The organism is Bradyrhizobium sp. 31Argb, assembly GCF_043638955.1.
Lineage (GTDB): Bacteria > Pseudomonadota > Alphaproteobacteria > Rhizobiales > Xanthobacteraceae > Bradyrhizobium.
The window spans coordinates 1-10,320 of sequence record NZ_JBEGDB010000284.1; the positions used below are offsets into that span (position 1 = coordinate 1).

The following is a 10,320-nucleotide window of genomic DNA, read 5'->3' on the forward strand; positions in this document are numbered from 1 at the left end:
TAGAAAGGGATCAGGAGCGGTCAGTTTCCAACTAACAAACCGGTTCAAGCGGTCCCGCTCCGCGGGTCCATTTCACTTCTTCACCATGGGCAAATTGCTCAACCAGGCCAATGTTGCAGCGACCGATATCGGCGCGTGGCTGAGGCAGCTCGACGCGTAACCGAACGGGCGACCGGTCAAGGTAACTAAGTTCACGCAGGGAAACCGGTCGATGTTCATTCGACTTTAATGTTCGCCATCAGGCGCAAGCCAACACCTTTAATGACGCGCAATGGCAACTCAACATCCTTGGCCTTGAGCTTGGCGCGGAGGCGAGTGAGGGCGGCGTCCAGGGCACGGCTTTCTGGGTCTGGCTCAATATCTCCAAAGAGTCCGGCGATCTCTTCGCGCGATACCGTGATATTCGGGCGGGTTGCCAAGTAGTCAAGCAACACCAGCTCTCGGCCGGATAGCCTGACAAATCGTCCCGCTGAGTCATGGAGCGTCTGGCGGGCTCGATCGAGACGTAACGTGCTGCTGGAATTCCCAACGGCACGATTAACCTGCTGTCTGCCGCGTCGTGCGAGATTCTCGATAGCCAGCGCCAATTCCTCACTATCGACGGGCTTGGTGAAGTAGAGATGCGCGCCATCGCCATATCCGCGCAAGCGATCCTCTCGTTCCTTGCGCGCGGTCAGCATGATGATGCCCATGTCCTCACGCGCCGAAAGTTCGGCCGCGAGATCAAATCCACTTGTGTCCGGCAAGTTGATGTCAAGCACGGCGACGTCAAAGCGCGCTTGACGCAGCGCTCTGTAAAATTCGATGCCGGAAGCCGCCTCGGTCACCCGCATACCGCGAAGGCGCAGATAATCCGCGATACTCTGGCGAAACTCGCTGTGGTCTTCCACAAGCAGGATGCTGACGTTCTGGGAGACGATCGGCCTCTCGGATTCCCGTATGAATGAATTCTCAGTCATCATAAAGAACTAGACCAGGAGTGGTGAAGAAGATTCTACGATGTTAGCAGCAGTGCTATTGCTATTTGCCCCAGCCAAAACAATAACAATTTTGACGAACGCTGCACGAGAGCGGTGGACGGCTCCCGTTCGGCGTGGCACGCGCCATTGCCTCTCGCTGTGGCTGTCAGTGCTGACATTTTGCATTCTCTCCGTCAGCGCGGAAGCTGCTTCCCACCTTCCAGCTATCGGGGGGAACGTGGCCGTGCTGACTGATCCTTCATCGACTCTGACGCTGCAGGACGTCCTGACGCCGGCCCGCCAAACGGAATTCCGTCCCGTTTCCGGCCAGAACATCAACTTTGGCTACATCGGTCATGCCGCATGGCTCCGACTGACCTTACCCGCCCCGGTCAATGCCGAAGGCATTCTATCCCTCACACCGAACTTTATTGACACGATCGACATCTACGTCGCCAAGCCAGGTACTGGATCCTCCAAGGACGACTTTACCCTCCATGAGGCGGGCGATCATCGGCCACTCCCGCACGATAGCTTTTCCGGGCTGGACAATGCGGTACGGCTCGAGTTCGCCGCGGGCGAAAAGACCATTGTCTATATCCGCCTGCTGAATACCAACTCGTCCACCCAGCTGAATCTGAGACTCGAGACAGTCCAGGGCCATACGCGGTCGGCCGCCCTCGTCGGCGGAAGCTATGGCGCCTGGTTCGGTGGCATGAGCGTGTTGTTCGTCATTCACCTCGTGTTCTTTTGCTTCGACCGCAAAAGGCAATATCTGCTCGTGGCCCTCAGCACACTTGGTGTGATGTTGGTCTACGCGGGCAATCTCGGGCTCAGTCATGTGTTATTGTTCCGTGGCACCGGGTGGGCCAACGATCTCTTTCTAGGCTTCAACGCCTGGATGGGGTTGGCATTTAGCGCTCTCGCCTGTTCGAGCCTGCTTGATCTGCGAAGAAAATCGATCTGGCTTCACGGGCTTTACCTCGCCTACGCCGCCATAGGGATAGTGGGCATCGGATTCGCGTTCGCGGGACGCAACCTCGTCTTCGGTCCTATCGGCTCGTCGGTGAGCATGCTGGCCGGAATCGTCAACTTCCTTTTAGGCTTGTGGTACCTGAACGAAGACGGGGCGGTCAGTCGACTTCGAGCTGCCGCATTCACGGCCATCGCCATAGGCCTTCTCATCACCCTTCGAGACCGATTGGGCTTCGACCTGATGCCGGAATGGAGTTATCACGCCTACGGCGTTTCGGGTCTCATTATGACGATTCTGCTCACTGGCTCGCTGGCGGTGTGGCTACGAAAGGCTGAAGCCCTCTCACTCGCGCAAGCGGCCGAGAGGCGCGTCGCGGAGGAAGCCCTGCAAGCTGAAATGCAGTCGCAATTCCGGCAGGTCCGCTTTCTGGAAGTCGTATCACACCAGTATCGCGCGTCTCTCGCGGCGATCCGCTCCAGCGTCGACAGCCTCGGCCTTTCACTGGCAAAGAGTGATAAGGCGAACCATGACCGCATCATGCGCATACGACGCTCGGTAGCGCAATTGGTGGAAGTTCTTGAGACCAATCTCGCACGCAGCCGCCTGCAGGGGCCTGCCTTTCGAGCTCGCCTCGCGCCGGCAACTGCCGGGTCCATTGTCGTCGCCGCACATCAACGCAGCCGCGATCTGCTGACAGGTCCGCAGATCAACCTTCATATTGCGCCCGATGCCGCCGATATCAAACTCGCCGCTGATACGGACATGCTCGAACTCGCGATCCTCAACGTGTTGGAGAATGCCGTCAAATATGCCGCCCTGAAGGGTGACTCCCCGATCGCGTTGTCGCTCGATAAGACAACGGACGGCATCGCGATAACCGTAACCGATCATGGCATAGGTATTCCGGAGCGTGATCTCCCTCATGTGTTCGAGAATTCCGTGCGCGGCTCGAATGCGAAGGGGACTGACGGTTCAGGGCTTGGCCTCTTCCTCGTTGCCAAGATAGCAACTGCGCATGGCGGTTCGGCCACCGTACAAAGCCGAGAATGCGAAGGCACCACGGTACGAATCACTTTGCCCGCTCGCGAGGCCTGAGCAAAGTTCACGTGTATCTCGAGCCCGATGCCACCTGACCATTGCGTCGGTGTGAATCTACTCCGTCGCGAGTGTTGTGAATTCGCCACGGTTTTCGTTGCGTTCCGTTTCGTTGCGCTACCAACGTTACGATTGGTTTCTAAGGTTTTCCTGGGGCTTCCGCTATTTTCCCCCAATGCGGCTCCGGCTTGCACATTGCGCGCAAGTGTTAGCTCAGGCGCAGGACTTGGGGGCAAAGAGTGGGCGCGAAGTATCCGGCAAAATTGCGCGACGATAACACGTCGCGGACAAGGCCCGCTGGGGTTGGCGCGCTCGCATTATTTGTCGCGCTCATTCTTACGGTTTTCGCCATGTGCGGGCAGGCTCATGCACTGTCGGCGGGATGTAGCGCTGTTGCAGGTGGTGCGCTGAGCGGAAGCAGTCAAAGCATGACATACGGCCCAGCTACGTTCGAAGCGGGAGAAACAATATCGTTTGTCAACAACTCAACTCTCTACACCAACACAATTCTAGCGAACCTCACGACGGGCGATTCAATAAATACGCCATCGACTACGGGAAGTTTGGCTATCAACTCCTCAGGGAGTCAGAAATTCAATGTGTACACGGGCGTCAGTGTGGGGCCCGCTATAATTGACGTCCGTGCCACGTGCAGCGGCCCAGCTTCGGCCCCGCTCACGCTCTCGCCTGCTGCCGGTACGTTAACTGCGGGAACTGTGGGATATGCTTACAGTCTAGCCCTCAGTGCCTCGGGTGGGACCGGCTCGTACACCTTCGCGGTCACCTCGGGATCACTCCCGGATGGCTTGACGCTCAACTCAGCTTCCGGCGCCATCACCGGGACACCGACACAAGCCAGCTCGGGTTCTTTTACGGTAACCGTCACCGACAGCGCCGCTAGTACTGCATCTGCGACCTATCAAATCCCGGTCGGTGGCGATTACACGCTGCCGGCTGCGACCGTCGGCGCAGCCTACGATCCCCGCCGGCTGGCTGCCGACGGACAACCCACTCCGACCTCGGGGAGCATCCCTCCGGGGATGACGATAACACTAGAGAGTGTGGTGAGGGTTATTCTGGGCGGTACTCCGCAACAGGCCGGGACCTACGTTTTCTCTTTCTCGAACGGGTCTCGCTACACGCTCGTTGTGAACCCGCCTGCTAATCTGACGCTCTCTCCTGCCGCGGGAGCGCTGACAGGCGGCACGACCGGCATCGCCTATAGCCAGACGGTAACAGCCTCGGGCGGGACCGCGCCCTATACCTATGCGGTCACCTCCGGTTCGTTGCCGAGCGGTTTGCTGCTCGATCCGTCCACCGGAAAAATCAGCGGTACTCCGACGGCGACAAGCAATTCCAGCTTCACCGTCACAGCTACGGATGCCAACAGGATTACCGGGTCGGCAGGTTATACGATCGCCATTTCGGCGTCGGCTGCGTCGTTCGCGTTTACGCCTCCTGCCGGCAGCCTGCCGGAAGCCATGGCGGGCGAGGAATACAGGCAGCCAATATCCGCCAAGGGTGGCGCCGCCCCGTTCATCTACAGCGTCGCTTCAGGCGCTCTCCCAAAAGGTATGACCCTGAACATCTCGACCGGTGAACTTACCGGGCCGCTTGCGCCCACTGCCGGGCCGGCCAATTACACATTCACACTCCAAGTTCAGGATGGCCATGGTGCGATCGGTACGGCCGCATACAGCCTGAAGGTCAATGCACAGAAAGTCACCGTCACCGACCAGGTGATCGATGTGCCGGCCGGTTCGACGCCCGGGGACGTCAATCTCAATCGCGGCGCAACCGGAGGGCCGTTTACGTCAGCGGATATCGTTTCCGTTGAACCCGCCAATGCTGGAAGCGCCAAGATTACCCGCGGTCAACTGGCGCAAGCGGGCCCGGCGCCGCCAACAGGCTGGTACCTCCGGTTCAAACCCGATCCTGCCTATTCTGGCCAAGTGCGCGTGGGATTTCGTCTGACGAGCGCGCTCGGAGTCTCCAACACAGGAACCGTCACCTACAAGCTGAGTCACGATGCGCAGAAGGTGGCCCGGGATATTGATGCCCTGGTCCACGGCTTCGTACAGACCCGCCAGAACATGATCTCTTCCACGATCAGCGTTCCGGGCTTGATGGAGCGCCAGCAGATGGGACGAGACAAGGATCCCGTCACGGCACGCGTACTGCCGTCGGAAAGTGGATTGACGCTCAACTTCGCCACCAGCCTCGCGCAGATGCAAGGTGCTCGCGACACCAAGTCTGGCGCTTCCGCGGCAGCATCCTTGCCTTTCAATCTCTGGATCAATGGCGCGATGCTGGCCCACAATCGCACTGAAAATGACGGCAAGTGGGGCAGTTTCGCCATGGTCAATCTCGGAGCGGATTACCTGTTGACGGAAAAAGCTCTTGTTGGATTTTCGTTCCACTTTGACCGGATGATCGATCCGAGCAAGGAAGATACCAAACTCACCGGCAATGGCTGGCTCGCAGGCCCATACGCGTCGTTCGAACTCGGCAAGGGCGTGTTCTGGGACACGAGCCTGCGTTATGGCGGCTCCGCGAACAATATCGACACGAGATTCTGGAACGGAACATTCGACACGAAGCGGTGGATGATCGACTCCTCGGTCAAGGGGCAATGGAATCTCGACAAGGTGACCGTGCTGACGCCGAGGTTGCGAGCCGTCTACTTCTCGGAAAGAGTCGAAGACTATGTGGTGAGCAACAGCGCGAGGGATCAAATAGCGATCAGTGGCTTTGACGCGCGCCAACTCCGCGTCAGTGTCGGCGCAGAAATCGCGCGATCCTACTTGCTCGGCAACGGTTCGATCCTCACGCCGAAGGTTGGAGGGACGGGTGGCTATTCCGGCCTCGATGGTTCTGGTGTGTTCGGCACTTTCACCGCAGGTGTTTCCCTGAAGACTCAAGACCAATGGACGCTCGACGCGGGACTTCTCTACAATGTCGAAGGGCGGGGTCAGTCATCCGTCGGTGGGAAGCTGGGGCTTGGGGCGAAGTTCTGATCGTGCTGCCGGATCACGCGGCCCGGTACCCACTTCGCTCGAAAACGCTCTAACTAACCCGCCCTCGCCGCACGCCGCAGCGATTGCGGCGGCTGGCCGAAGGCGCGGATGAAGGCGCGGCGCATCCGCTCGGGATCGCGAAAGCCGGTCGCCTCTGCGACGCGCTCGATGGCCTCGACGGAGGACTGCACGCGCTGCCGCGCCACCTCGATGCGCAGGCGTTCCACCGCTTTCGATGGCGTCGTGCCGGTCTCCGCGACGAAGGCGCGGGTGAAGTGGCGCGAGCTCATGCCGGCCTTCTCCGCCAAGTCCTCGACCGTCAGCGGCGCATCGAGATGCTCGCGCGCCCAGGCGAGCAACGGGCCGAAGCGGCCGTTTGAAGCCTTCAACTCCAATAGCGAGGAGAATTGCGACTGGCCGCCGCTGCGGCGGTGATAGAGCACGAGATGCCGCGCGGTCTTTTGCGCGATCTCCTCGCCATAGTCCTCGGTGATCATCGCCAGCGCCAGGTCGATCCCGGCGCTGATCCCGGCCGAAGTCCAGATGTTGTCGTCACGGGTGAAGATGCGATCCGGCTCGAGCTTCACTTTCGGATAGGCGGAAACGAAATGCTTGGTCCGCTGCCAATGCGTGGTGGCGCGGCGGCCGTCGAGCAGGCCGGCTTCGGCGAGGATATAGGCGCCCGAGCAGACGCTCGCGATGCGGACACCGCGCTTGGCCAGCATGCGCACGAACGCCAGCGTCTTTGCGCACCTCGCCGCCGTACGCACCCCCTCGCCGCCCGCGACGATCAGGGTCGTGATCGCCGCCGACGGTCGCAGCCCTCGCGCGAACATCTCGGCGCCCGAGGACGAACGCACGGGCCCCGGCGTCACCGCGATCACCTTCAACGCGGGCGGATTGTCGGCAGAGCGCGCGGCGATCTCGAAGGCCGAGATCGGGCCGGCGGCATCCAGCAATTGAAACTCAGGGAAGATGAGCACGCCGATCATCAGACCTTCTCCTATCGGTCTCCAAAACGGAGGATTGTCCTGAAATGAGGGAATTATGCCATTTTGGACATGAGGCCACCATGCCATTGTGTCGCGGTCAACCGATATTGAGGCGCTCCCATGTCCACCCCGCTACAGATCGGACTTCTGGTGTTTCCAAAGGTGACGCAGCTCGACCTTACCGGTCCGCTGCAGGTGTTCTCCTCCGTGCCCGGGGCCAAAGTGCATGTGGTGTGGAAACGGATCGAGCCGGTGCCGAGCGATACCGCGCTGGCGCTGATGCCGACGGTCAGCCTTGCCGACTGCCCGCAACTCGACGTGATCTGCGTCCCCGGCGGCATGGGCGCCGACGACATGGTCAACGACGAGGAGATGCTCGCCTTCCTGCGCAAGCAGGCGGAGGGCGCGAAGTACATCACCTCGGTCTGCACGGGCTCGCTGGTGCTCGGCGCCGCCGGTCTGCTCAAAGGTTATCGCGCCGCGACGCACTGGTCGGCGATCGATTTCCTTGGCGCGTTCGGCGCGATCCCGGCGCGAACGCGGGTCTGCATCGACCGCAACCGCATCACCGGCGGCGGCGTCACCGCCGGCATCGATTTCGCGCTGACACTGGTGTCGGAGCTGGTCGACCGCAGGACGGCGGAAGCCATCCAGCTTCGGCTCGAATACAATCCGAAGCCGCCGTTCAACGCCGGCTCGCCGGACACTGCGCCGGCCGAAATCCTCGCCTTCATGAAAGAGAAGATGGCATCGTCACAGGCGCGCCGCGGCGAGATGATCGCCCGCGCCGCGGCACGGCTCGCATAAATTTCAACGCAAAGAAAAAGGCCGCCAGGTTTCCCGGGCGGCCTTTCCTGTCTTACGGTGGCCTCACATTAACGGGCGATTTCAGGACGTCTGCACCGGGGGCCTATGTCCCGGCCGCATCCCACTCGGAGGCCGCTGCTCATCGGGGCAGTCGCGATTCTGGAGCCCGATCCGACGCGGTGGTCATCCACCTCCGTAAGATGACCGTATTGAGCTCCAATCGCGCGTGACGCGCAAGAAGGCCGTACTGCCCGTCCCCGTTGTTACCGTTGTTCACAGGCGCGCGTGCGCTGCACGCGCAATTGCGCGCTCGCACAACGTACGAATGAGGTTGATTCAGCTCGCGGGTGTCCAGGGCTGATAGTCGCCGGTCGCCTTTGGGCGGCGGCCGCTCGCCAGCGTCGAGCCGGACGGACGATACGCCGCCGGCGTGCCCGTCATGTTCGGCACATGCGGCTTTTCCCATTCCCGCGGCGTGTACTTCTCTTCGGTCGGTGGCATGTCGACCACGTGATGCAACCAGCCGTGCCATGACGGCGGCACCCGCGAGGCTTCGGCGTAGCCGTTATAGATCACCCAGCGGCGCTCGAAATGCAGCACCGGATCGATCTTGCCGCCACGGGTGCGATAGTAGCGATTGCCCTGCTCGTCCGTACCGACGAGTTCGCCGAACCGCCAAGTCCAGAGCTGCGTGCCAAAGGTCTGGCCATTCCACCACGTGAAGATTTTGAGCAGGAATTGTTTCATGAAGCGCCGGCCGGTTCGGGATCGTTGGGCTGTGATGCCATCCGCGGATCGAATTGTCCAGATTGCCGCACGTGTTGTGCCCCAGGGCGGAACAACACGGTGTAGTGTTGGCGGCCAATTGTCGCGGAATTTGGTCTAACCCGTTCATTCGCCATACAGTTCCTATCTGAGAGGTTGAGGCCCCGCGCAGCAAGGTGGCGCGAGGCTCGGGAACACCGGCCCCTGGAAAGGGTTGGGTCATGTCCCGCAGATGGAGTCCCAATGATGATCAATCTCAAGATTTTAGGCACCGCCGCGGCGCTCGCGCTGGCGCTGCCGCTCGTGGTGCCGAGCGAAGGTTTTGCGCAGGGTACCAAGTTCTCGGCCGGGCGGGTCGGCGGCGGCGGAGCGGCCATTGGAGGCGGTGGAGGTGGATTCCGCGGAGGCGGCTTTGCCGGCGGAGGCGGCGGCTTCCGGGGTGGCGGCTTTGCCGGCGGCGGCGGTGGCTTCCGAGGCGGCAGCTATGCCGGCGGCGCCGGCCTTGGCACCAAGTTCGCGGGCGCTCCCGCCTTCCGTGGCGGCGCGGTTGCTAATCCTGGTTGGAGCGGCGGCCGGCCCGGGTGGAGCGGTGGGTATCGGCCCGGCTGGCGCGGCGGCTATGGTCACCGCGGCTACGGAGTTTGGCCCGGCGTTGCTGCAGGCGCCGTGATCGGCGGCGCGCTCGCGTCGAGCGCCTATTACGACGACTATTATGGCGGCTATGGATATGGAGCGGGCGACTACGACGACGGCTACTACGACGACAGCGCTGCGGTTGCGGTCGCGCCTGGCGGCGGTGACGTCGCCTACTGCCAGCAGCGCTACAAGTCCTACGACCCGGCGTCGGGCACCTATCTTGGCTATGACGGTCAGCGTCATCCCTGCCCCTGACCGGCTGATTCTTCTTGCGTGAAAGAGGGCGGCGAAAGCCGCCCTTTTTTTGTTGAGAGGTCGCCTTCAGTTTCGCGAACGTGAATTAGCTTGCAAGCGAATCTCATATGCACGGCATCTTGCAGACGTGCTATCGCGCTTGCGCCTTAATCAACGAGTCGGCCGTGCGGGTCGGCATATGCAGATATCATCTCAACAAAAGGATCCGTCGTGCCGCGCGTTCTCGTGGTCGATGACGACCCCATGGTGTGCGCCGCCATCGAGGTCTGTCTGAAGCGCAAGGGTTTTGACGTCACCGTCGCCGACGGCGGCGAAGCCGGGATGGTCGCGCTCGAAGATCGAAGCTTCGATGTGATGCTGATCGATGTCTTCATGCCGCATATGAGCGGCTTCGAATCGATCCGGATCTTTCACGAGCGCGCGCCCGATATCCCGATCATCGCGATGTCCGGCTACGCCTTCGCCAACGCCGAGCGAGCGCCGGATTTCCTGCGCATGACCCTCGAGCTCGGCGCCGCGCGCTGCCTGCGCAAGCCGTTCACACCGGAGGCGCTGATCACCACCGTCAACGAATGCTTCGCTCAATCAGCGGCATCGTCCCGCCTCTTGAAGTAACGACACAAGGCGATCGATCAGCTAGAGCATGATCCGGAAAAGTGGACACCGGTTTTCCGAAAAGATCATGCTCAAGCAAAAAGATAGAGCGGGGTGATGATTCGAAGAAAGATCATCACGCTCTACGCCGTGTGGACAGTTACCTTATCCAGAGCAGAGTGGCGGCAATGGCGACGACGGCGAAGTAGTTTCGCGCGGTCTTT

Annotated in this window: 8 protein-coding genes; 5 read left to right on the forward strand and 3 right to left on the reverse strand. The window is 61.0% G+C overall.

Annotation, left to right across the window (positions count from 1 at the left end):
• Positions 1 to 215 precede the first annotated feature (215 nt).
• Entirely contained in the window at positions 216 to 959 is a 744-nt protein-coding gene (locus AAFX91_RS34250; protein WP_394569512.1) for a response regulator transcription factor, read from the reverse strand.
• A 244-nt stretch (positions 960 to 1,203) separates the two neighbouring features.
• Here AAFX91_RS34250 and AAFX91_RS34255 point away from each other — a divergent pair, with 244 nt between their 5' ends.
• Together AAFX91_RS34255 and AAFX91_RS34260 are read left to right on the forward strand one after the other, a co-directional pair.
• Positions 1,204 to 3,030 carry an ATP-binding protein gene (locus AAFX91_RS34255; RefSeq protein WP_394569513.1) on the forward strand — a complete coding sequence of 609 codons (1,827 nt, stop codon included), beginning with the start codon at positions 1,204 to 1,206 and terminating at the stop codon, positions 3,028 to 3,030.
• Positions 3,031 to 3,458: 428 nt separating this feature from the next.
• On the forward strand, positions 3,459 to 6,047 hold the full coding sequence (locus AAFX91_RS34260) for a putative Ig domain-containing protein (protein ID WP_394569517.1): 2,589 nt from the start codon (positions 3,459 to 3,461) through the stop codon (positions 6,045 to 6,047).
• Positions 6,048 to 6,100: 53 nt separating this feature from the next.
• On the opposite strand, the gene AAFX91_RS34265 is transcribed toward AAFX91_RS34260, so the two are convergent.
• Entirely contained in the window at positions 6,101 to 7,039 is a 939-nt protein-coding gene (locus tag AAFX91_RS34265) for a GlxA family transcriptional regulator (RefSeq protein ID WP_282527990.1), read from the reverse strand.
• A 120-nt stretch (positions 7,040 to 7,159) separates the two neighbouring features.
• Between AAFX91_RS34265 and AAFX91_RS34270 the strand changes: the two genes are divergently transcribed.
• Positions 7,160 to 7,846: a DJ-1/PfpI family protein gene (locus AAFX91_RS34270; RefSeq protein ID WP_394569514.1), complete on the forward strand. Its 687-nt coding sequence runs from the start codon at positions 7,160 to 7,162 to the stop codon at positions 7,844 to 7,846.
• A 336-nt stretch (positions 7,847 to 8,182) separates the two neighbouring features.
• Here the strand turns inward: AAFX91_RS34270 and AAFX91_RS34275 are convergent, their stop codons facing one another.
• The gene (locus AAFX91_RS34275) at positions 8,183 to 8,593 is read right to left on the reverse strand and encodes an NADH:ubiquinone oxidoreductase subunit NDUFA12 (RefSeq protein WP_282527992.1); all 411 of its coding nucleotides are present in this window, start codon (positions 8,591 to 8,593) and stop codon (positions 8,183 to 8,185) included.
• A 261-nt stretch (positions 8,594 to 8,854) separates the two neighbouring features.
• On the opposite strand from AAFX91_RS34275, the gene AAFX91_RS34280 reads away from it, so the two are divergent.
• Together AAFX91_RS34280 and AAFX91_RS34285 are read left to right on the forward strand one after the other, a co-directional pair.
• The gene (locus tag AAFX91_RS34280) at positions 8,855 to 9,502 is read left to right on the forward strand and encodes a BA14K family protein (RefSeq protein WP_394569515.1); all 648 of its coding nucleotides are present in this window, start codon (positions 8,855 to 8,857) and stop codon (positions 9,500 to 9,502) included.
• A gap of 210 nt (positions 9,503 to 9,712) precedes the next feature.
• Positions 9,713 to 10,117 (forward strand): response regulator, encoded by a 405-nt coding sequence (locus AAFX91_RS34285; RefSeq protein ID WP_394569516.1) that lies wholly within the window; start codon positions 9,713 to 9,715, stop codon positions 10,115 to 10,117.
• Positions 10,118 to 10,320 lie beyond the last annotated feature (203 nt).